Annotated in this window: 22 protein-coding genes and 1 tRNA gene; 17 read left to right on the forward strand and 6 right to left on the reverse strand. The window is 69.7% G+C overall.

Annotated features, from left to right (window positions below; all coding sequences use genetic code 11):
• Window positions 1–14: 14 nt before the first annotated feature.
• A complete protein-coding gene (locus tag VGU03_RS08785) occupies window positions 15–917 on the reverse strand; it encodes a hydroxymethylglutaryl-CoA lyase (RefSeq protein WP_327480017.1) in 903 nt (300 codons plus the stop codon).
• 223 nt (window positions 918–1,140) lie between these two features.
• Between VGU03_RS08785 and rpmI the strand changes: the two genes are divergently transcribed.
• The 7 genes from rpmI (at window position 1,141) to VGU03_RS08820 (ending at window position 6,275) form a co-directional block, all read left to right on the forward strand.
• A complete protein-coding gene (rpmI, locus tag VGU03_RS08790) occupies window positions 1,141–1,338 on the forward strand; it encodes a 50S ribosomal protein L35 (protein ID WP_026635107.1) in 198 nt (65 codons plus the stop codon).
• 15 nt (window positions 1,339–1,353) lie between these two features.
• Window positions 1,354–1,713 (forward strand): 50S ribosomal protein L20, encoded by a 360-nt coding sequence (rplT, locus tag VGU03_RS08795; RefSeq protein ID WP_091333679.1) that lies wholly within the window; start codon window positions 1,354–1,356, stop codon window positions 1,711–1,713.
• A gap of 295 nt (window positions 1,714–2,008) precedes the next feature.
• Window positions 2,009–3,004, forward strand: a complete 996-nt coding sequence (gene pheS, locus VGU03_RS08800; protein WP_327480018.1) for a phenylalanine--tRNA ligase subunit alpha — start codon at window positions 2,009–2,011, stop codon at window positions 3,002–3,004.
• A gap of 21 nt (window positions 3,005–3,025) precedes the next feature.
• Window positions 3,026–5,455: a phenylalanine--tRNA ligase subunit beta gene (pheT, locus tag VGU03_RS08805; protein ID WP_327480019.1), complete on the forward strand. Its 2,430-nt coding sequence runs from the start codon at window positions 3,026–3,028 to the stop codon at window positions 5,453–5,455.
• Between the two features lies 1 nt (window position 5,456).
• A complete protein-coding gene (gene ihfA / locus VGU03_RS08810; RefSeq protein WP_091333672.1) occupies window positions 5,457–5,756 on the forward strand; it encodes an integration host factor subunit alpha in 300 nt (99 codons plus the stop codon).
• Window positions 5,737–6,093, forward strand: a complete 357-nt coding sequence (locus VGU03_RS08815; protein ID WP_231349364.1) for a MerR family transcriptional regulator — start codon at window positions 5,737–5,739, stop codon at window positions 6,091–6,093. The genes ihfA and VGU03_RS08815 overlap by 20 nt, the downstream gene beginning before the upstream one ends.
• 105 nt (window positions 6,094–6,198) lie before the next feature.
• Window positions 6,199–6,275, forward strand: a tRNA-Pro gene (locus VGU03_RS08820).
• Between the two features lie 68 nt (window positions 6,276–6,343).
• Here the strand turns inward: VGU03_RS08820 and serA are convergent.
• Window positions 6,344–7,576, reverse strand: coding sequence for a phosphoglycerate dehydrogenase (serA, locus tag VGU03_RS08825; RefSeq protein WP_327480020.1), 1,233 nt, complete (start codon window positions 7,574–7,576; stop codon window positions 6,344–6,346).
• Window positions 7,577–7,698: 122 nt separating this feature from the next.
• On the opposite strand from serA, the gene VGU03_RS08830 reads away from it, so the two are divergent.
• Together VGU03_RS08830 and pip are read left to right on the forward strand one after the other, a co-directional pair.
• The gene (locus VGU03_RS08830; RefSeq protein ID WP_327480021.1) at window positions 7,699–9,084 is read left to right on the forward strand and encodes an FAD-binding oxidoreductase; all 1,386 of its coding nucleotides are present in this window, start codon (window positions 7,699–7,701) and stop codon (window positions 9,082–9,084) included.
• Between the two features lie 67 nt (window positions 9,085–9,151).
• Window positions 9,152–10,105, forward strand: coding sequence for a prolyl aminopeptidase (gene pip, locus VGU03_RS08835; protein WP_327480022.1), 954 nt, complete (start codon window positions 9,152–9,154; stop codon window positions 10,103–10,105).
• Between the two features lie 101 nt (window positions 10,106–10,206).
• Here the strand turns inward: pip and upp are convergent, their stop codons facing one another.
• The 3 genes from upp to VGU03_RS08850 all read right to left on the reverse strand — a co-directional run bounded on the left by upp (window position 10,207) and on the right by VGU03_RS08850 (window position 12,896).
• Entirely contained in the window at window positions 10,207–10,845 is a 639-nt protein-coding gene (upp, locus tag VGU03_RS08840) for a uracil phosphoribosyltransferase (protein ID WP_327480023.1), read from the reverse strand.
• Between the two features lie 91 nt (window positions 10,846–10,936).
• On the reverse strand, window positions 10,937–11,257 hold the full coding sequence (locus VGU03_RS08845) for a PsiF family protein (protein WP_327480024.1): 321 nt from the start codon (window positions 11,255–11,257) through the stop codon (window positions 10,937–10,939).
• 151 nt (window positions 11,258–11,408) lie between these two features.
• Window positions 11,409–12,896 carry an aminotransferase class III-fold pyridoxal phosphate-dependent enzyme gene (locus VGU03_RS08850; RefSeq protein WP_327480025.1) on the reverse strand — a complete coding sequence of 496 codons (1,488 nt, stop codon included), beginning with the start codon at window positions 12,894–12,896 and terminating at the stop codon, window positions 11,409–11,411.
• A 267-nt stretch (window positions 12,897–13,163) separates the two neighbouring features.
• On the opposite strand from VGU03_RS08850, the gene VGU03_RS08855 reads away from it, so the two are divergent.
• The 5 genes from VGU03_RS08855 to VGU03_RS08875 are packed head-to-tail and all read left to right on the forward strand — an operon-like array spanning window position 13,164 to window position 17,869.
• On the forward strand, window positions 13,164–14,090 hold the full coding sequence (locus VGU03_RS08855; protein ID WP_327480026.1) for an ABC transporter ATP-binding protein: 927 nt from the start codon (window positions 13,164–13,166) through the stop codon (window positions 14,088–14,090).
• A 1-nt stretch (window position 14,091) separates the two neighbouring features.
• Window positions 14,092–14,883, forward strand: coding sequence for an ABC transporter permease (locus VGU03_RS08860; protein WP_327480027.1), 792 nt, complete (start codon window positions 14,092–14,094; stop codon window positions 14,881–14,883).
• A 39-nt stretch (window positions 14,884–14,922) separates the two neighbouring features.
• Window positions 14,923–16,110, forward strand: a complete 1,188-nt coding sequence (locus VGU03_RS08865; protein ID WP_327480028.1) for a sensor histidine kinase — start codon at window positions 14,923–14,925, stop codon at window positions 16,108–16,110.
• Window positions 16,107–17,270, forward strand: coding sequence for a sensor histidine kinase (locus tag VGU03_RS08870; RefSeq protein WP_327480029.1), 1,164 nt, complete (start codon window positions 16,107–16,109; stop codon window positions 17,268–17,270). Before VGU03_RS08865 ends, VGU03_RS08870 begins: the two co-directional genes overlap by 4 nt.
• Complete coding sequence (locus VGU03_RS08875) at window positions 17,267–17,869, forward strand: response regulator transcription factor (RefSeq protein WP_327475657.1); 603 nt, start codon at window positions 17,267–17,269, stop codon at window positions 17,867–17,869. Before VGU03_RS08870 ends, VGU03_RS08875 begins: the two co-directional genes overlap by 4 nt.
• A 6-nt stretch (window positions 17,870–17,875) precedes the next feature.
• Here VGU03_RS08875 and VGU03_RS08880 read toward each other — a convergent pair whose 3' ends face one another.
• The gene (locus tag VGU03_RS08880) at window positions 17,876–18,661 is read right to left on the reverse strand and encodes an enoyl-CoA hydratase-related protein (protein WP_327480030.1); all 786 of its coding nucleotides are present in this window, start codon (window positions 18,659–18,661) and stop codon (window positions 17,876–17,878) included.
• Between the two features lie 135 nt (window positions 18,662–18,796).
• On the opposite strand from VGU03_RS08880, the gene VGU03_RS08885 reads away from it, so the two are divergent.
• From VGU03_RS08885 to VGU03_RS08895, 3 genes are read left to right on the forward strand one after another with little or no spacing between them, the layout of a single operon-like run.
• The gene (locus VGU03_RS08885) at window positions 18,797–19,039 is read left to right on the forward strand and encodes a FeoA family protein (protein WP_327480031.1); all 243 of its coding nucleotides are present in this window, start codon (window positions 18,797–18,799) and stop codon (window positions 19,037–19,039) included.
• Window positions 19,036–20,868, forward strand: a complete 1,833-nt coding sequence (gene feoB / locus VGU03_RS08890) for a ferrous iron transporter B (RefSeq protein WP_327480032.1) — start codon at window positions 19,036–19,038, stop codon at window positions 20,866–20,868. Before VGU03_RS08885 ends, feoB begins: the two co-directional genes overlap by 4 nt.
• Window positions 20,865–21,176, forward strand: coding sequence for a DUF6587 family protein (locus tag VGU03_RS08895; RefSeq protein ID WP_327480033.1), 312 nt, complete (start codon window positions 20,865–20,867; stop codon window positions 21,174–21,176). The genes feoB and VGU03_RS08895 overlap by 4 nt, the downstream gene beginning before the upstream one ends.
• Window positions 21,177–21,295 lie beyond the last annotated feature (119 nt).

The raw sequence follows: 21,295 nt of genomic DNA on the forward strand, positions 1-21,295 counted from the left end.
TCCGGACTTCGGTATCAGGCGGCCGTGCGTGCGCGCGTGACGCGGCTGGCGGTGTCCTTGTGCAGTTGCGCGGCGAGCCAGGCGCCGGTGGCGACCAGCAGGTCCAGATCGACGCCGGTGCGCAGGCCCATGCCGTGCAGCATGTAGACCACGTCCTCGCTGGCCACGTTGCCGGTGGCGCCCTTGGCATAGGGGCAGCCGCCCGTGCCGGAGACGGCGCTGTCGACCACGCGCACGCCTTCCTCCAGGCAGGCCAGGATGTTCGCCAGGGCCTGGCCGTAGGTGTCGTGGAAGTGCACCGCCAGCGCGTTCATGGGTACCGCCTGCGCCACCGCCCGCAGCATCGCGCGCGCCCTGGCCGGCGTGCCGACGCCGATGGTGTCGCCCAGCGAGATCTCGTAGCAGCCCAGCGCATGCAGCCGCTGCGCCACGCGCACCACGTCGGCGACCGGCACCTCGCCCTGGTAGGGGCAGCCGAGCACGGTGGAGACATAGCCGCGCACCGCCACGCCGTCGGCCCGGGCATGCTCGATCACCGGCGCGAAACGCTCGATCGACTCGTCGATGGAGGCGTTGACGTTCTTGCGGTTGAAGGCCTCGCTCGCGGCCGTGAATACGGCGATTTCGCGCGCACCCACCGCCCGCGCGCGTTCGTAGCCCTGCAGGTTGGGCACCAGCACCGGATAGCGCACGCCGGGCACCTTGCGGATGCCGGCGAACACCTCGGCCGCGTCGGCCAGCTGCGGCACCCACTTGGGGCTGACGAAGCTGGTCGCCTCGATGGTGGTCAGGCCGGTGGAGGAAAGCCGGTCGATCAGCGCGATCTTCACCTCCGCCGGCAGCAGCGTCTTCTCGTTCTGCAGGCCGTCGCGGGCGCCGACTTCGACGATGCGGACGGTATCGCCTGGGGAGGTCATGGCGGCTCCGGGTGCGGGAAAGCCCAACTTTAGCCGGTCGGCCGCCGCGGCAGGACCGGCAGGCGGCAGGCTGGCTTTGGCCAGGGCTCCTCCGTATAATCGCCGGTTCGACCCATACGGACGGGTCGTGAACCGATGTCGGCAGGACGGAAAGCGTGGCCTTCGGGACCACCGCCGAATCAGTCAGAAACCGGGCACTCAAAGCCCACTCAGGAGCATTCCCATGCCCAAGATCAAGACCAACCGGGCGGCTGCGAAGCGTTTTCGCAAGACCGCGTCGGGCAAGTTCAAGGCCGGTCACGCCTTCAAGTCGCACATCCTGACCAAGAAGTCGACCAAGCGTAAGCGCAACCTGCGCGCCACCAACCACGTCAAGGCGTGCGACACCAAGGGTGTGGCTCGCATGTTGCCGTACGTCTAAGGGGAGGAGAACACCATGGCTCGTGTAAAGCGTGGCGTCACCGCCCGTCGTCGTCACAAGAAGATCATCGGCCGCGCGAAGGGCTACTACAACGCCCGCCGCAAGGTCTTCCGCGTAGCGAACCAGGCCGTCATCAAGGCCGGCCAGTACGCCTATATCGGCCGCAAGCAGCGCAAGCGCCAGTTCCGTGCGCTGTGGATCGTGCGCATCAACGCCGCCGCCCGCCAGTTCGGCCTGTCCTACAGCCGCCTGATCAACGGCCTGTCCAAGGCCGGCATCACGATCGACCGCAAGGTGCTGGCGGACATCGCCGTGCACGACATCAAGGCGTTTGGCGCCATCGCGGAAAAAGCGAAGGCCAGCCTGGCCGCTTGATCGTCGTCACCGACGGTATGCTGTGAATCAAGCGGGGAGAAGGCCAACGCCTTCTCCCCGTTTTTATTTAATGACGTGCCGTTTCTATCTAATAACGTGCTCTTTCGCGTTTGCCTCCTCTCCCCCATCTTCGATAAGTAACGGGGGAGAGGATTGAGGTGAGGGGCCAAGGCTTGCCTTGGACGTCACCAAAGCCGCTTCGATGCGGCAGCAACGCTAGAGCCGCCCCTCACCCCAACCCTCTCCCCGGAGGGGAGAGGGAGCTAGAGGCAAAACCAAAGCGGAACTCGCACCGATGGACGATCTGGATAGTCGCGCAAGCCAGGCCTTGGCCGACATCGAAAACGCCGCCTCGCTGGACGCGCTCGAAACCCTGCGCGTGGGCCTGCTCGGCAAGAGCGGCATCGTCACCGCCGCGCTGAAGTCGCTGGGCGCGCTCGCCCCGGACGAGCGCAAGGCCCGCGGCGCCGAGGTCAACCGCGTCAAGGACCGCCTGGCCGACGCGCTCGCCGCCCGCAAGCAGACGCTGGAGCAGGCCGAGCTCGACCGCCGCCTGGCCTCCGAAAAGCTCGACATCACCCTGCCGGGCCGCGACGGCCAGCGCGGCGGCATCCATCCGATCACCCGCGCGCTCGAGCGCATTGCGGCGATCTTCGCCCGGCTGGGTTACCAGCGCGCCGAGGGGCCTGAGATCGAGGACGACTGGCATAACTTCGAGGCGCTGAACTTCCCGCCGCACCACCCGGCGCGCGCCATGCACGACACCTTCTACTTCGGCGACGGGCGCCTGTTGCGCACGCATACCTCGCCGGTGCAGATCCGCTCGATGCAGGGCCGCCAGCCGCCGATCCGCATCATTGCGCCCGGCAAGGTCTACCGCAGCGACTCGGACCAGACCCACTCGCCGATGTTCCACCAGATCGAGGGCCTGCTGGTCGACGAGACCTCCAGCTTCGCCGACCTGAAGGGCACGCTGGCCGAGTTCGTGCGCGCGTTCTTCGAGCGCGACTTCGAGATGCGCTTCCGCCCCAGCTATTTCCCCTTCACCGAGCCCTCGGCGGAGGTGGACATCCGCTGGGAGACGGACGATGGCCAGAGCCGCTGGCTGGAGGTGCTCGGCTGCGGCATGGTCCACCCGAACGTGCTGGCCAACTGCGGCATCGATCCCGAGCGCTACACCGGCTTCGCCTTCGGCCTGGGCGTGGAGCGCTTCGCCATGCTGCGCTACGGCGTCTCGGACCTGCGCGCGTTCTTCGAGAACGATCTGCGCTTCCTCAAGCAGTTCGCGTAAGCCGGCAAGGAATCGATACCCATGAAATTCTCCGAAAACTGGCTGCGCGAGCTGGTCGAGATCCAGGCCGACCGCGCCCAGCTGGCCCATGCGCTGACCATGGCCGGGCTGGAAGTGGAAGAACTGACGGTGCTGGGCGAGGGCCTGGCCGGCGTGGTGGTGGGCGAGATCGTGGCTGCCGAGAAGCACCCGGAAGCCGATCGCCTGAAGGTCTGCAAGGTCGCGATCGGGCGGGGCGAGCCGCTGCAGATCGTGTGCGGCGCACCCAACGCGCGCGTCGGCCTGAAGGCGCCGCTGGCGATGGTCGGCGCGGTGCTGCCGGGCGATGTGCAGATCAAGGCCGCCAAGCTGCGCGGTGTGGAGTCGGCCGGCATGCTGTGCTCGGCCAAGGAGCTGGGCATCGACGCGGATGCTTCCGGCTTGATGGAGCTCCCGGCCGATGCGCCCGCCGGCCAGCCGCTGGCCCAGTTTCTGGGCCTGCCCGATGCCAGCATCGAGCTCAAGCTCACGCCGAACCGCCCCGATTGCCTGGGGCTGATCGGCCTGGCGCACGACGTGGCCGCGCTGTTCGGCAGCCGCGTGCTGGTGCCGGCACAGGAGCCCGCGCCGGTGACCTCCGATGCGCGCCGCGGCATCCGCCTGGAAGCCGGCAAGGATGCTCCGCGCTACCTCGGCCGCGTGATCGAAGGCATCGATGCGTCCGCCCGTTCGCCGCTGTGGCTGGCCGAACGCCTGCGGCGTGCCGGCCTGCGTCCGATCAGCGCGGTGGTCGACGTGACCAACTACGTGATGCTGGAGCTGGGCCAACCGCTGCACGCATTCGACAACGACAAGCTCGAAGGCGACATCGTGGTGCGCCATGCGCGCGAGGGCGAGGCGCTGAAGCTGCTCGACGGCAGCGAAGCCAGGCTCGATGCCGCCTTCCTGCTGATCGCCGACCAGCGCAAGGCCCTGGCCGTGGCCGGCGTGATGGGCGGCTTCGATTCGCGCGTGACCGAGTCCACCCACAACATTTTTCTCGAATCCGCGCACTTCGCGCCGGCCGCGATCATGGGGCGCGCGCGCAAGCTCGGCCTGCACACCGACGCCTCGCACCGCTTCGAGCGCGGCGTCGACCCGGAGCTGCCGCGCCGCGCGCTGGAGCGAGCCACCGAACTGCTGCTCTCGATCGCCGGCGGCAAGGCCGGCCCCGTGCTGGTCGCCGAGCATCCGGCCGACCTGCCCAAGCCGGCCACGGTCGCCCTGCGCCGCGCACGCCTGGCCCGCGTGCTGGGGCTGGGCGTGCCGGACGAGGAAGTCACGCGCATCTTCACCGCCCTGGGCATGGCCGTGCAGCACAGCGCCGAGGGCTGGCAGGTCACCGCGCCGACCAGCCGCTTCGACATCGAGCGCGAGGAGGACCTGATCGAGGAGGTCGCCCGCGTGTACGGCTACGACCGTATCCCCACCCATACGCCCGCCGGCGCGCTGTCGCTCGCGCCCGAGCCCGAGGCGCGCACCGGCGAACTGGCGCTGCGCGAGCAGCTCGCCGCGCGCGACTACTACGAGGCGGTGAACCTGTCCTTCGTCAGTGCCGAATTGCTCGCGCGCTGGGGCTGGACCGACAGGCTGGTACCGCTGGCCAACCCGCTGTCGGCCGATCTGGCCGTGATGCGCCCCTCGCTGCTGCCGGGCCTCGTCGAGGCGCTGCGCCACAACCGTGCGCGCCAGCAGGAGCGCGTGCGGTTGTTCGAGGTCGCCCGGGTCTTCGAAAGCGGGTCCGCCAGCGAAGCACTGGCCATGCAGGGCAGGGCCGCCAGGCAAGCCGGCGATCCGCCCGTGGAAACCCCGAGCCTGGCGATCGTCGCCTGCGGCAATGCGCATGCCGAGCAGTGGGCCGAGCCGAGCCGTCCGCTCGACTTCTTCGACCTCAAGGGCGAACTGGATGCGCTGCTGGCCTGGGGCGGCGAGCCCGAACGCTGGTCGCTGCACGCCGACGGCCTGCCGGTCTGGCTGCATCCGGGCCGCGGCGCCCGCGTCGCGCGCGATGGTGAGACGGTGGGCCACCTCGGTGCGTTGCACCCGCAACTGGCCAGGGCGCTGGATCTGGGGCCGGACGTTCACGTCCTGGAAGTGGCGCTGGCGCCGCTGCTGGATCGCCGCCTGCCCAGGGCACGGCCGGTGCCGCGCTTCCCCTCGGTGCGCCGCGACATTGCCGTCGATCTGCCTGAAGAGGTGCGTTGGTCACAGATCGAGCAGACCGTCCGCGGCACCCTCGGCAGCGTGCTCAAGGAGCTGCGGCTGTTCGACCGCTACAGCGGCAAGGGTGTCGATGCAGGCCGAAAAAGTCTCGCTATGGGCTTGATTTTGCAGGACGCTTCACGCACGCTTACCGACGACGACGCGGACCGCTGCGTACGCGATGCGGTAGCCGCGTTGGAGGCCACATGCAAGGCAAAGTTGCGAGGTTGAGATGGCGCTGACCAAGGCGGAGATGGCCGAGCGCCTTTTCCTCGAGGTGGGCCTCAACAAGCGTGAGGCGAAGGAATTCGTGGATGCCTATTTCGAGGTCGTCCGCGAAGCGTTGGAAAGGGGCGAGCAGGTGAAGCTGTCGGGTTTCGGCAACTTCGACCTGCGTCAGAAGAACCAGCGACCGGGTCGCAACCCCAAGACGGGCGAGGAGATTCCGATTTCCGCCCGTCGCGTGGTGACGTTCCGTCCCGGGCAGAAACTCAAGGTGCGAGTCGAGAGCTATGCTGGACCAAGGGAATAACACCGAACTGCCCGCCATCCCGGCGAAGCGCTACTTCACCATCGGTGAGGTGAGCGAGCTGTGTGGCGTCAAGCCGCACGTGCTGCGCTATTGGGAGCAGGAATTCCCCGCGCTCAATCCGGTCAAGCGCCGCGGCAACCGGCGCTACTACCAGCGCCACGACGTGCTGATGATCCGCCAGATCCGCGGCCTGCTGTACGACGAGGGCTTCACCATCACCGGTGCCCGCGCGCGGCTGGAAGGCCCGCAGGCGCGCATGGAATCGAGCATTTCCCATCAGATCGTGCGCCAGGTGCGCATGGAACTGGAAGAAATCCTGACCCTGCTGCGTCGCTGAAACCGCCGCGCGTCTGCTATCATTCGCTTTCTGTCGAAAGTGCGGCCCGTGGATGGGCGCCTTTTGATCTTCGCGATCGGGACGATCGCAAAGCAACCGTCACGTCGGGGCGTAGCGCAGCCTGGTAGCGCATCTGCCTGGGGGGCAGAGGGTCGTCGGTTCGAATCCGGCCGCCCCGACCAATCCGGAAGAAACAGAAACGGCGCCTTTGGCGCCGTTTTCGTTTCGGGAGAGAGGGGGTTACGGCGCTTCAATACAGCACGCGGCTGCGCAGGGTGCCCGGAATCGCCGACATGCGCTCCTTCAGCTCCAATGCCTGGGCTTCGTCGGCGGCCACGTCGATCACCACGTAGCCCACCTCCGCATCGGTCTGCAGGAACTGCGCATCGATGTTGATGTTGCCCGCAGAGAACAGCTCGTTGATGCGCGAGAGCATGCCCGGCACGTTGCGGTGGATGTGCAGCAGGCGGCGGCTGCGCGGATGCTCGGGCAGCGACACCTCGGGGAAGTTCACCGCCGACAAGGTCGAGCCGTTGTCGCTGTAGCGCACCAGTTTGCTGGCGACCTCGATGCCGATGTTGTCCTGCGCTTCCAGCGTGCTCCCGCCGATGTGCGGGGTGAGGATCACGTTGTCCATGCCGACCAGCGGCGAGACGAACGCGTCGTCGTTGCCCTTGGGCTCGGACGGGAAGACGTCCACGGCGGCGCCGCCCAGCTGGCCCTTGAACAAGGCGGCCGCCAGCGCATCGATGTCGACGACGCTGCCGCGCGAGGCGTTGATGAGCAGCGAGCCTTCGCGCATGCGGGCAAGCTGCGCGGCGCCGATCATCATGCGCGTGGCCGGGGTATCGGGCACGTGCAGCGTGACCACGTCGGCGCGTTGCAGCAGGTCGTCCAGGCTCGCCGCGGCGTGTGCGTTGCCCAGCGCGAGCTTCGCTTCGATGTCGTGGAAGATCACGCGCATGCCCAGGCTCTCGGCCAGTACGCCGACCTGGGTGCCGATGTGGCCGTAGCCGACGATGCCCAGCACCTTGCCCCGCGCCTCGTAGCTGCCCGCGGCGGATTTTGACCAGCCGCCGCGATGGCACTGCATGTTCTTCTGCGGGATGCCGCGCAGCAGCATGACCGCCTCGGCCACCACCAGCTCGGCCACGCTGCGCGTGTTGGAATAGGGCGCGTTGAACACCGGCAGGCCCAGCCGCCGCGCGGCGCCCAGGTCCACCTGGTTGGTGCCGATGCAGAAGCAGCCCACCGCGATCAGGCGCCGTGCGTGCTCCAGCAGCTCCGGCGTGAGCTGGGTGCGCGAGCGGATGCCGACGATGTGCGCCTCGGCCAGGCGCGCCTTCAGCTCGGCCTCGGGAAGCGCCTTCGGATGCGTTTCGATCTGGGTGTACCCAGCCTGGCGGAAGGTTTCCTCGGCGCTGCGGCTGACGCCTTCGAGCAGCAGCACGCGGATGTCCTGCCGGGGGAAGGAAGTCTTCATGTAAGCCAAGTCCATGCCGGGGCGAAGGCGTAACTATGCCAGAGCTTTCCGGTTTTGCGGCGCTGCAACACTGGACCGTGTCCAGGCCCTCTGGCAGGCTGCTTACTCCTCACGGAGCCATCATGACCGACCCCCGCCTCACCGACCTGGCCGATCGCGCGCCGGGATTGCGCCTGCTCACCGATCTGGCCGACCTCATCCACTACGGGCGCGACTGGACCCGCCGCTGGGGCCCCGCGCCGCTGGCGGTGGCGTTGCCGGTCTCGGTGGATCAGGTGCGGGCGATCGTCCGCTGGGCGAACGACCGGCAGATCGCGCTGGTCCCTTCCGGCGGGCGCACCGGACTGTCCGGCGGCGCCGTGGCGGCGCGCGGCGAGCTGGTGCTGAGCCTGGAGCGGATGAACCGCGTGCTCGGCTTTGATGCCACCGACCGGCTGCTCGAGGTCGAGGCCGGCATCACGCTGCACGCGGTGCACGAGGCGGCGCGCGCGCACGGCCTGCTCTATCCGGTCGATTTCGCCGCGCGCGGCTCCTGCACCATCGGCGGCAACGTGGCCACCAACGCCGGCGGCATCCGGGTGGTCCGCTACGGCACCACCCGCGAGTGGATCGGCGGGTTGACGGTGGTGGCCGGCAACGGCGAGCTGCTGGAACTCAACCGCGGCCTGGTCAAGAACTCCAGCGGCTACGACCTGCGCCAGCTGATGATCGGCTCGGAAGGCACGCTGGGGGTGGTGGTCGGCGCGCAGCTGAAGCTCACCGAGCCGCCGCCGCCGGCGCAGACCATGCTGCTGGCCTTGCCGCACATGGATGCGCTGATGCGGGTGTTCGCGCTGTTCCGCTCGCAGCTGAAGCTGCAGGCGTTCGAGTTCTTCACCGACGTGGCGCTGCGCCACGTGCTGGCGCACGGCGCGCAGCGCGCGATCGACAGCGACCAGCCCTACTACGTGGTCACCGAGTACGACGCGGTGGACGAGCGAGACGAGCACGCCGCACTGCAGGCGTTCGAGAGCGGCGTGCGCGAGGGCTGGATCAGCGACGGCGTGATCGCGCAGAACGAGGCGCAAGCGGCAATGCTCTGGCGCCTGCGCGAGGGCATCACCGAGAGCCTGGCGCCAAGCAAGCCGTACAAGAACGACATCGCGCTGCGCATCGGCGCCATGCCGGCGTTCCTGCACGAGATGCAGGCGCTGCTCGCGCGCGAGTATCCACAGATGGAAGTGGTCTGGTTCGGCCACATCGGCGACGGCAACCTGCACATCAACGTGCTGCCGCCGCAGGACATGGCGCAGGCCGAGTTCCTCGCCCGCTGCGAACGGGTGACGCAGTTGCTGGCCGACGCATTGCAGCGGCACGGCGGCAGCATTTCCGCCGAGCACGGCATCGGCCTGGTCAAGCGTGCCTACCTCGGCAGCACCCGCAGCGTCGCGGAGATCGCGCTCATGCGCGGCGTGCGCGGCGCCTTCGATCCGAACGGCATCCTCAATCCCGGCAAGCTGTTCGATTAGGGCACGCGGCGCGCCGGGAAACGCGTGCTAGCCTTGGCGGCTCACCGTCCCCACGGAGACCCCAGGCATGACGCAGGAACGCCGCACGCTTTATCCGGAGATCGAGCCCTACGACAGCGGCATGCTGCCGGTATCTGGCCTGCACACGATCTACTACGAGCAGAGCGGCAATCCCGACGGCAAGCCGGTGGTGTTCCTGCACGGCGGACCGGGCGCGGGCGCGAGCCCGCGTTGCCGGCGTTTCTTCGACCCGGCCGTCTATCGCATCGTGCTGTTCGACCAGCGCGGGTGCGGCCGCTCGACGCCGCACGCCGAACTCACCGACAACACCACCTGGGACCTGGTCGCCGACATCGAGCGGCTGCGCGGGCACCTGGGCATCGCGCGCTGGCAGGTGTTCGGCGGCTCCTGGGGCTCCACCCTGGCGCTGGCCTACGCGCAGACGCACCCGGACAAGGTGACCGAGCTGGTGCTGCGCGGCATCTTCATGCTGCGCCGCTGGGAGCTGGAGTGGTTCTACCAGAAGGGCTGCGACGCGCTCTATCCGGATGCCTGGGAGCCCTATCTGGCGGCCATTCCCGAAGCCGAGCGCGGCGACCTGATGAGCGCCTACCACCGCCGCCTCACCAGCGCCGATGCCAAGACGCGGCTGGACGCGGCGCGCGCCTGGTCGACCTGGGAGGCCGGCACCAGCTTCCTCCACCAGGATCCCGACTACATCGCCAGCAGCGGCGAGGACGAGTTCGCGCTGGCCTTCGCGCGGATCGAATGCCACTACTTCGTGCACGGCGGCTTCTTCGAGCACGACGACCAGCTGCTGCGCAACGTCGGGCGCATCCGGCGCATCCCCACGGTGATCGTGCAGGGGCGCTACGACGTGGTGTGCCCGATCCGCAGCGCCTGGGACCTGCATCGCGCCTGGCCCGAGGCGGACCTGCGCATCGTGCAGGACGCCGGCCACTCGGCCTTCGAGCCGGGCATCACGCACGAGCTCGTCGAGGCGACCGACCGCTTTAGATGACCGCCGCAGGCGCGCCCTGCTCCCTCTCGGTGAGAGGGCAGGGTGAGGGGCCGGGGCTCGCCTCTAACTCGAACGAAGCTTGCGCAGCACGCGGGGCCGGCTCAGCCTGGCAACTGCTTGGTCCCGAAGATCTTGTCGCCCGCGTCACCCAGCCCCGGCAGGATGTAGCCCTTGTCGTTGAGCCGCTCGTCGATCGAGGCGGTGTAGATCTCAACGTCCGGATGCGCAGCCTCGATCCGCGCCAGCCCCTCGGGAGCCGCGACCAGGAACAGCCCCTTGATGCGCCGGCATCCGGCGGCCTTGAGCATGTCCACCGTGGCCACCAGCGTGCCGGCGGTGGCGAGCATCGGGTCGACGATCAGCGCGGTGCGCTCGTGCATGCTGCCGCTGAGCTTTTCGTAGTAGGCCACCGGCGCCAGCGTGGCCTCGTCGCGCTGCACGCCGACCACGCTGACCTTGGCCGAGGGAATCAGGTCGAGCACGCCCGGCAGCATCCCCAGGCCCGCACGCAGGATCGGCACGATGGTGATCTTCTTGCCCTTGATGCGCTCCACCTTCACCGGGCCGGCCCAGCCCTCGATGCTGTCCTCCAGGATCTCCAGATCCTTGGTCGCCTCGTAGGTGAGCAGGGCGGCCACTTCGGAGGCCAGTTCGCGGAATTCCTTGGTGCTGATGCCGGCGCGGCGCATCAGGCCGAGCTTGTGGCGGATCAGCGGATGGCGGACTTCGACGATCTTCATGGCGCGGCCGTCATGCTGGAGGCCGGCAAGCTTAGCGCAGGCCCTACGCGCGAGCGGAGTGCCCGATCGAATGGCACCCCGCGGCGGCGGGTCAGCCGGCAGTCTTCTTCAGGCAGGTGCTCATGAAGGCCTTGCGGGCGTCGCCGGAAAGCGCCTTGGCCTTCGCGTCGGCGTTGCAACTCTTCATGCGCTCCTGCGGGGTGGCGGCTGCGGCAGGCGCGGGCGTTCCCTTGAGGCAGGCGCTCATCGCGGCCTTGCGCTCGTCTCCCTTCTTGCCGGCAGTCTGCTTGCTGCAAGCGGACATGCGCTGTTGCTGCGGGGTGAGCGGCTTGGTGGTCGGCGTGGCGGCGAACGCCGGGGCGAGGGCGAACAGAATGGCGGCAGCGATGGCGAGGCTCGGACGGTTGGACATGGCGGCACCTCACGGAAGGGCCGGCGGTTGCCGGCCGCGCGAGTCTATGCCCGGGTGCGTCAAGGCGGTAGCAGCGGGCCCGCGAGCCACGACAAAAAGGCGCGCCGTTGCCGGCGCGCCTTCGGTTTCCCACGAAGCCGGTTCAGGCCGCTTAGGCGGTCTGCTTGCGCGGTCCCTTCAGCAGCGCCTGGCGCACGTGGTCGACCACCAGGTCGATCTCGGCGCTGGTCACTTCGAAGTGCGGGGTGAAGCGCAGCGAATTGACGCCGCCGTGGATCACCCCCACGCCGTGCTCGCGCATGTATTCCTCGGTCGAACCGGAGCCGTAGCACTTGAACTGCGGCGCCAGTTCGCAGGAGAACAGCAGGCCGGTGCCCTGCACCTTGGTGATCAGCCCGCCCAGTTCGTCCTTGAGCTTGTTGAGCTTGGCCACGAACTCCTCGCCGCGGGCGCGGATGTTGGCGCGCACCTCGTCGGTAAGCAGCTCCAGCGTGGCCAGCGCCACGTCCAGCGCGCGCGGGTTGGTGGTCATGGTGTTGCCGTAGATGCCCTTGCGGTACAGGCCGGCGGCGCGGTCGCCCACCGCCAGCACCGACAGCGGGTACTGGCCGGCGTTGAGCGCCTTGGAGAAGGTCTCCATGTCCGGCGGCGGCAGGTTCTCGAAGCCCGGGTAGTCGATGATCGAGAGCACGCCGTGCGCGCGCAGGCCGGCCTGGATCGAATCGACCAGCAGCAGGGTGCCGTGCGCCGCGGTCAGCTCGCGCGCGGCCTTGTAGAACTCCGGCGTCACCGCGCGGCCCGGATCGCCTTCGCCCATCACCGGCTCCAGGAACATCGCCTCGATGAACCAGCCGTGCCGGTCGGCTTCGGCGAAGGCGGCTTGCAGCTGCGCCACGTCGTAGGGCGCCACGGTGATCAGCGTGTCCTCGTGACGGTAGCTGGCCAGGTGCTGCAGGTAGGTCTTGCGGCTGGAGTCCGAATACAGCGCCGGCTTGTCGGTGCGGCCGTGGAAGGCGCCGCGCACCGACAGGCGCTTGATCGTGCGGTTGGCATGGCGCCCGCCCGCGTCGGTCATCAGCTTGGCGTTGACGTCCGCGATGCGGCAGGCCAGGCCCACCGCTTCGGAACCGGAATTGAGGCACAGGTAGTGGTGGTAGGGGTTGCCGCCGCGGCTGCGGCCCAGTTCCTTTTCCATCGCCTGGGTGAAGCGCAGCTGCGAGACGCTGGGCGACATCACGTTGGCCATCACCTGCGGCGTGGCGAGCGCCTCGAGGATCGCCGGGTGGTTGTGGCCGAAGCCGAGCATGCCGTAGCCGCCGTTGTCGTGCAGCACCGCGCCCTTGAGCGTGACGATCCACGGGCCACGGGCCGCAGCCGGCAGGTACGGGTTGATCGCGTCGTCCGGGTAGAAGTTGACGTAGCCGGCCTGCGCCTTGGCCAGTTGCTCGGATTCGTCCAGCTTCAGGAAGTCGCCCAGATCCGCGCGCAGCTCGCGATGGCGCGCCAGCGCCTCGCCGATCGCCTGCACCAGCTCGGGCGAGCTGGCGGCCATGCGCTCGATGTGGGCGTCATCCAGCCCGACGGTACGCGGCTTGCCGCCGAATTCGCGCAGTTCGCGCAGCTGATCGATCACACCCATGGCGGTCCTCCTCGAATCCGGCCGGCGCCCAGGTGGCGTGGCCGACATGTGAATCGGGCACGTGCCGGGGGCGGCCCGTGCGGTTCTGCGGTGCCCGTCATGGCTTGCTGAAAAGCGCTTTGCGGGCGGGACGATAGGCCCAAGGATAGCGTGCCGCCCCGCCGCCCGTAACCCCGCATGACGGCTGTCACTTGCGCCGGCTGACGCCGCCCAATGGGCGTTGGCGCCCGCCGGGCCTACCGTTTGCGACACACAAGGGAGGCTCGCATGGACATGTCTGCTACACCGGTCGCGCGGCTGCGGGGCGCGGCGAAACGCTACGGGACGCTGACCGCGCTGGACGGGCTGGATCTTTCGCTGCACCGCGGCGAACTGCTCGCGCTGCTCGGGCCCAACGGCGCCGGCAAGACCACGGCCATCGGCCTGCTGCTGGGCCTGCATCGCGCGGACGCGGGGCAGGTCGAACTGTTCGGCCGCGATCCGCAGGAGCTCGCCGCCCGCCGCCACATCGGCGTGATGCTGCAGAACGCGTTGCTGCCGCTCACCCTGCGCGTGCGCGAACTGCTGCGGCTGACCGCCAGCTATTACCCGAACCCGCGCGTGCTGCAGGAAAGCGCCGAGCTGGCGGGCATCGGCGATCTGCTCGAGCGTCCCTACGGCAAGCTTTCCGGCGGCCAGCAGCGGCGCGTGCAGTTCGCGCTCGCGCTGTGCGGGCGGCCGCAACTGCTGTTCCTGGACGAGCCGACCGTGGGCATGGACATCCAAGCGCGCCAGGCATTGTGGGCGGCGATCCGGCGGCTGGTGGGCGAAGGCTGTTCGGTGCTGCTGACCACGCATTACCTGGAGGAAGCCGAGGCGCTGGCCACCCGCGTCTGCGTGATGGCGCACGGACGCGCGATCAACGAAGGCACGGTGGACGAGCTGCGCGCACGCGTGGCGATGCGCCGCGTCCGCTGCATCAGCACGCTCGATCCGCAGGTCGTGGGCGGCTGGCCGGAGGTGGCCGAGGTCCGCAGCGAGCACGGCCGCCTGCACGTGACCACCGCCGCGGCCGAGGTCGTGGTGCTGCGCCTGCTGCAGAACGATGCCTACCTGCGCGAGCTGGAAGTGCAGCGCGCCGGGCTGGCCGAAGCGTTCACCGAACTCACCCGCGATGCCGCCGAGGCATCGGACCACCAGCGCGAGGCCGCCTGACATGGACATCACCCTGCTTTCCCCGGAAGCCGCTGCCGACAACGGCACGATGTCGCCCGGCCGCGTGCTGGGCGCCTACCTCGCCGAGGCGCGCAGCGAATGCCTGCGCTACCTGCGCGCGCCGGGCTTCATGCTGCCGATCACCCTGTTCCCCGGCATGTTCTACCTGGTCTTCGGCGTGCTGATGGCCAGGAGCGGCGGCGCCGACGCCCCGCGCTACCTGCTGGCCAGCTACGCCAGCTTCGGGGTGATGAGCCCGGGCCTGTTCGGCTTCGGCGTGTCGCTGGCGATGGAACGCGATGGCGGCCTGCTCACGCTCAAGCGGGCGCTGCCGATGCCGCCGGGTGCCTACCTGCTGGGCAAGATGCTGATGGCGATGGCCGCGGCGGGATTCGTCGTGCTGTTGCTGCTGGCGCTCTCGCGACTGGCCCACGTGGCGCTTTCGCCGGGCCAGGCGGCCGCGTTGCTGGCCACCGGCGTGCTCGGCGTGCTGCCGTTCTGCGCGCTGGGCATGTTCGTCGGCACGCTGATCAAGGGGCAGGGCGCGCCGGGCCTGCTCAACCTCATCTATCTGCCGATGTCCTTCCTCTCCGGCCTGTGGTTCCCGCTGCCGATGCTGCCCAGGGCGCTGCAGCAGGCCGCGCCGATGTGGCCGAGCTTCCATCTCGATCGCCTCGCGCTGGCGGCGGTCGGCATGCGCCAGGATGCGCTGCTGCCGCACGTGCTGGTGCTGCTGGGCTTCACCGTTGCCTTCCTGCTGCTTGCGGCACGCCGGTTGCGCCGCTTCGGTTGAAGTAGCATGGTCGCGATCCGCAACATGGACTCAGGTCCGATGAACCGCTTCATTGCCTGGCTTTCGCCGCAGCCCGGATCGCGCGTCAGCGAGATACAGCAGCAGGGCAAGTCGCCCTGGGCCGAGTCCGTGCACCTGCTGTGGTCGGCCTGGGTGTTCATCACGCCCTTGTTCGACCACGGCTACAGCTGGCACTGGGCGCTGCTGACGCTGCTGACCTATCCGGTGTTCGTGCTGCTGTTCGCCAAGTCCATGCTGGTCTCGCGCAGCGCCTCGCCGCGCTACGGCATGGGCCTGGCGATGTTCGGCATCGCGCTGACGCCCTTCTACTCGGGCAGCGTGAGCTACTTCATCTATGGCTGCGTGTCCTGCAGCCTGAGCAGCCGCCGCCTTGCGCCGTTCCTGCTGCGCCTGCTGTGCCTGAACGCGCTGTTCGTGCTGATCGCCTGGCAGGCCGGATACCCGTGGCAGGCGCTGGTGGCGTTCCCGTTCATGACGGTGACGATCGGCCTGGTCACGCACGTGGAGCGGATCGCGCACGAGAAGGACGCCGCCCTGAAGCTGTCGCACGACGAGGTGCGCCGGCTCGCCGCCACCGCCGAGCGCGAGCGTATCGGCCGCGACCTGCACGACCTGCTCGGCCACACGCTGTCGCTGATCACCCTGAAGCTGGAACTTTCGCGCAAGCTGTTCGACCGCGACACCGAGGCGGCCCGGCGCGAAGTGGCCGAGGCCGAGAAAGTGGCCCGCCACGCGCTGGCCGAAGTGCGCTGTGCGGTCACCGGCATCCGTGCCACCGACCTGGCGGCGGAGCTCGCCTCGGCGCGATTGCTGCTGGAGTCCTCCGCCGTGCACCTGGACTACGGGCAGCCGCCGTGCATGCCGGTGGAAATCGAGCGCGCCCTGGCGTTGGTGCTGCGCGAGGCGGCCACCAACATCGCGCGACACGCCGCGGCCACGCAGGCCCAGGTGTCCTTCGAGGTCATCGACGGCGGCCTGTGCCTGACCATCGCCGACAATGGCTGCGGCGGCGTGGAGGAAGAGGGCAACGGCCTGACCGGCATGCGCGAGCGGGCGCGTGCGCTGGAGGGCCACCTGCAGATCCACTCCAGGCGTGGGCACGGCACGCGCCTGCGCGTGGTGGTGCCGCTGCCTGCTCCGGCGCCGGTCCCCGCGCCGGCTGCGCTCGTGCAGGCGGCCCCCTGGACCGCACAGGCGCAGCCATGATGCGGTTGTTCGCGCCGCGCGCCGATTCGCTGCTCGGCCAGCTGCGCTCGCCGCTGTACATGCGCTGGCAGGCGGGCCTGTCGTTGTTCGCGTTGGTGGCGGTGTTCCAGGGGCCGCTGACCCTGCCGCACGCCACCGGGTGGGTGCTGCCCACGCTGCTCGCGGTACCGCTGTTCGTCTATTTCTACTTGCGCGTCTACCTCGGGCCGCTGCGGCGCCTGGAAGGGTACGTGGCCGGCATGGCGGGGACCGGCCTGGCGCTGTGGCTGGCCAACCCGTTCGGTTTCGTACTGCTGTTGCTGAGCGCCGTGGTGCTCGCCTTCTCGCCGTCCTGGCGGCGCTGGCTGGCGGGCGTGGCGGTGATGGGCATGCTCGCGCTGGGCAAGGCCTGGCTGTACGGCGATACGCTGAGCACCGCCCTGTGGGTGGTGATGGCGGGGCTGTTCGGCGGCTTCAGCAACGTGGCCTACATGTATAGCGTGCGCAAGGACGCCGAGCTGCGTCTCTCGCAGGCCGACGTGCGGCGGCTGGCCACGCTGGCCGAGCGCGAGCGCATCGGCCGCGACCTGCACGACCTGCTGGGGCATACGCTGTCGCTGGTGGCGCTGAAGTCCGAGCTGGCCAGGCGCCTGGCGCTGGCCGAGCCTGCGCGCGCGCAGCGCGAGATGGAGGAAGTCGAGCGCGTCGCGCGCCATGCGCTGACCGAGGTGCGCGCCGCGGTGACCGGCATGCGCCGCAGCGACCTGGCGGCCGAACTGGTTTCGGCGCGGCTGATGCTGGAAGCCAGTGGCGTCGCGCTGGAGGGAGAGCTTCCGGCACGCACGGATCTGCCCGAGCACATCGAGGCTCCGCTCGCGCTGGTGCTGCGCGAAGCCGTCACCAACATCCACCGCCACGCGCGCGCCAGCCGCGCCCGCGTGGCCATCGCCATCGGGGACCACGGGATCGACATGCAGATCGGCGACAACGGACGCGGCGGGCTGGCCGCCCATGGCAACGGCGTGAGCGGCATGCGCGAGCGCGTGCGCGCCCTGGGCGGCACGCTGTCGATCGATTCGCCGCTGCGGCGCGGCACCGTGCTTTCCCTGCACGTGCCGCTGCCGCGTGCGCCGGTATCCGCGGCCGTCTCCGGCCTGCCCGTTGCCGGGAGCGCCGCATGATCCGCGTGCTGCTGGCCGAAGACCAGGCGATGGTGCGCGGCGCACTCTCGGCGCTGCTCAACCTGGAAAGCGACATCGAGGTGCTCGGTTCGGCCGCCGACGGCGAGGCGGCCTGGCGCGACCTGCAGAAGTTCAAGCCCGACGTGCTGGTCACCGACATCGAGATGCCCGGGCTGACCGGGCTGGAGCTGGCCCAGCGCATCCAGCGCCACGAGCTGCCGATGAAGGTGATCATCGTGACCACCTTCGCCCGTCCCGGCTTTTTGCGCCGCGCGCTGGACGCGGGCGTCTCCGGCTACCTGCTCAAGGACGCGCCGGCGGAGAACCTGGCCGAGGCGCTGCGTACGGTGCACCGCGGCGGACGGGCGATCGACCCGCAGCTCGCGCTCGAGGCCTGGACCGAGGCCGACCCGCTCAACGACCGCGAACGCCAGGTACTGCGGCTGGCCGGCGAGGGCCTCCCGGCCAGCGACATCGCCACGCGCCTGAACCTCTCGCACGGCACCGTGCGCAACTACCTGTCCGAGGCCATCGGCAAGCTCGGCGCGGGCAACCGCATCGAGGCGTTCCGCCTGGCGCGGCAGAAGGGTTGGCTGTAGCGCGGCCTACGCGGCCCAGCCAGGCGCGCGCTTGTCCAGGAACGCGCCCAGCCCTTCCTGGCCTTCGTCCGAAACGCGCAGCCGCGCGATCAGCTCGGCGTTCTCGGCGTCGAGCCGGCCGGCCCGCTCCTCGTCGATGCCGGCCATGCGCAGCGCCAGCCGCTTGGCTTCGCGCTGCGCCTGCGGGCCGGCCTTGGCCAGCAGCGCGAGGGTGAAGTCGACCGCTTCGTCCAGCGCCTCGGCAGGCACCACGCGGTGCAGCAGGCCGATGCGGCCGGCCTCGGCGGCATCGAAAGTCTCGCCGGTGAGGAACAGCCGCCGTGCCTGGCGCACGCCGATGGCCGCCACCACGTAGGGCGAGATCACCGCTGGCACCAGGCCGAGCTTCACCTCGGTCAGGCCGAACCTGGCGTGCTCGGCGCCGATGGCGATGTCGCAGGCGGCGACCAGGCCCACGCCGCCGCCATAGGCGGCTCCGTTGACGCGGGCGATGGTCGGTTTCGGGACGAACTGCAGCGTTCGCACCAGCGCGGCCAGGCGCAGCGAGTCTTCGCGATTCTCCTGCTCGCTGGCGGCCGCCATGCCGCGCATCCAGTTCAGATCGGCGCCGGCGGAGAAGCTGGCGCCGGTGCCGGTAAGCACCAGCGCGCGCACGGCGCTGTCCTGGCCGGCGTCGACCAGGGCGGCGGTCAGTTCGGCGATCAGCGCGTCGTCGAAGGCGTTGTGCACGTCCGGGCGGTCGAGTGCGATCCGGCGGACGCCGTCGCGGTCGGTGACGAGAATGGCGGGCATGCCGGGCTCCTTGCGGAAAACGGGAAGTTTAGCGGGGTGGGGCGTGAGGGCAGGTCGCCCCTGCGACAAACCTGCCCTGTGCGCTACTCACCTTTGCCGTATAATGCGAACCATTCTTATTTCTTGCCTTCCATCGTGCGCCTCTCCGATTTGCCCAAAGGTTCGCCCGCCGTGGTCGATCGCGTGGACGACGCGCACGCCGACGATTCCATCGCGCAGCGCCTGCGCGACCTGGGCTTCGTCGATGGCGAGCCGGTGCGGGTGGTCGCCCGGGGGCCGCTGGGCGCCGATCCCTTGCTGATCCAGATCGGCTCGACCCGCTTCGCCCTGCGCCGCAGCGAAGCGGCGCGGGTGGTGGTGAAGGCGCAGGCCGCATGAGCGCGGACAGCCTGCGCATCGCCCTGGTCGGCAACCCCAACTGCGGCAAGACGGCGCTGTTCAACCAGCTCACCGGCGGTCGGCAGAAGGTGGCCAACTACGCGGGCGTCACCGTCGAGCGCAAGGAAGGGCGCTTTACCGCGCCGTCCGGCCGCATGCTGCAGATCCTGGACCTGCCCGGCGCCTACAGCTTCGACGCCGTGAGCCCCGACGAGCGGATCACCCGCGACGTGCTGGAAGGCAACCACCCGGGCGAGGCGCCGCCTGACCTGATCGTCTGCGTGGCCGACGCCACCAACCTGCGCCTGCACCTGCGCTTCGTGCTGGAAGTGAAGCGGCTGGGCCGGCCGGTGGTGCTGGCGCTCAACATGATGGACGCCGCGCGCCGCCGCGGCATCGCGATCGACGTGCCTGAGCTGTCGCGCCGGCTGGGCCTGCCGGTGGTGGAAACCGTCGCGGTCAGGCGCGGCGGCGCGAAGGCGCTGGTCGAGCGGGTGGACGGCGAGGTGCCGGCCGCATCGCCCGTGCAGGCCGATGACCCTGCCAGCCGCGCCGACCTGCACGCGCAGGTGCGCGAGCTGCTCGCCGCCACCGTGGTGATGCCGCGCGCCACCGACCGGCTGGACGACGCGCTGGACCGCTGGGCGCTGCACCCGGTGTTCGGCCTGGCGATCCTCGCCGCGGTGATGTTCCTGGTGTTCCAGGCGGTGTACTCGGTGGGCAAGCCGATGACGGACGCGATCGGCGACGGCTTCGGCTGGCTCGGCGGGCACCTGGCCGTGTGGCTTCCGGCCGGCCCGCTGCAGGGCCTGGTCACCGATGGCCTGTGCGGCGGCCTGGGCACGGTGCTGGGCTTCCTGCCCGAGATCCTGGTGCTGTTCTTCTTCATCCTCACGCTGGAGGAGTCGGGCTACCTGCCGCGCGCGGCCTTCCTGCTCGACCGCCTGATGGTCTCGGTGGGCCTGACCGGGCGCTCGTTCATCCCGCTGTTGTCCAGCTTCGCCTGCGCCATCCCCGGCATCATGGGCACGCGCTCGATCACCGATCCGCGCGACCGCCTGGCCACCATCCTGGTCGCGCCCCTGATGACCTGCTCGGCGCGGCTGCCGGTGTACGCGCTGCTGATCGGCGCGTTCATTCCCGCGCGCCGCGTGCTGGGCGTGTTCAACCTGCAGGGCCTGGTGCTGTTCGCGCTGTACGCGGCGGGCATCGCCGGCGCCATGCTGGTCGGCTGGGTGATCAAGCGGGTTCGCCGCGATCGCAGCGAGCACGCGCTGCTGATGGAGCTGCCCTCCTACCGCCTGCCCAAGGCGCGCGACGTGGCGATCGGCCTGTACGAGCGCGGCATGATCTTTCTCAAGCGCCTGACCGGCGTGATTCTCGCGCTCACCGTGCTGATGTGGGCGCTGTCCAGCTTCCCCGCGCCGCCGGCGGGCGCCACCGATCCGGCGATCGACTACAGCATCGCCGGCCATCTCGGCCACGTCCTCGCCCATCTGTTCGCGCCGATCGGCTTCAACTGGCAGATGAGCCTGGCGCTGATCCCCGCCTTCGCCGCGCGCGAGACCGCGGTGGCCGCGCTGGCCACGGTCTATGCGGTGGGCGGCGACGCCGCGCTGGGTCCGGCGCTGTCCTCGCACGTCCCGCTGGCCAGCGCGCTGTCGCTGCTGGTGTGGTTCGCCTATGCGCCGCAGTGCATGTCGACGCTGGCGGTGATCAAGCGCGAGACCGATTCCTGGCGCAACGTGGCGATCTCGTTCGGCTACATGTTCGTGATGGCCTACGCGGCCTCGTTCCTGGTCTACCGCATCGCGAGCGCGCTGGCGTGAGCGGCGGGCTGCTCGCGCAGTACGTGGTGGTGGGCCTGATCGTGCTGGCCAGCGCGCTGCTGGCGTTGTGCAAGCTGGCGCCGCAGCTGACCAACCGCTGGTTCGCCGCCGCCTCGATCCGCCTGGCCCGGCCGGGCCGCTCGCGCCTGGCGCATGCGCTCGCCCGCCGCCTGCAGCCCAGGCAGGCCACCGGCAACTGCGCCGACGGCTGCAGCACCTGCGGTGCCTGCGGTCCGAAGAAACCCGCCGGCGCGAAGCCGGGGCAGGTCGAAGCGGTGCCGCTCAAGTTCCGCCCGCGCGGAGGCTGAAGCGGGTGCGGCCGGGGGCCGCAAGAGGCACTGGACCCACCGATGCTCCGTCTGCGTCGCACGCAGGCGGCGATACGTGGGGCCGAGGGGTCGGAGAGTCGAAGCGTTCCTCTCACCAG

The sequence above is a fragment of the Frateuria sp. genome (assembly GCF_035944355.1).
Taxonomy (GTDB): domain Bacteria; phylum Pseudomonadota; class Gammaproteobacteria; order Xanthomonadales; family Rhodanobacteraceae; genus Frateuria_A.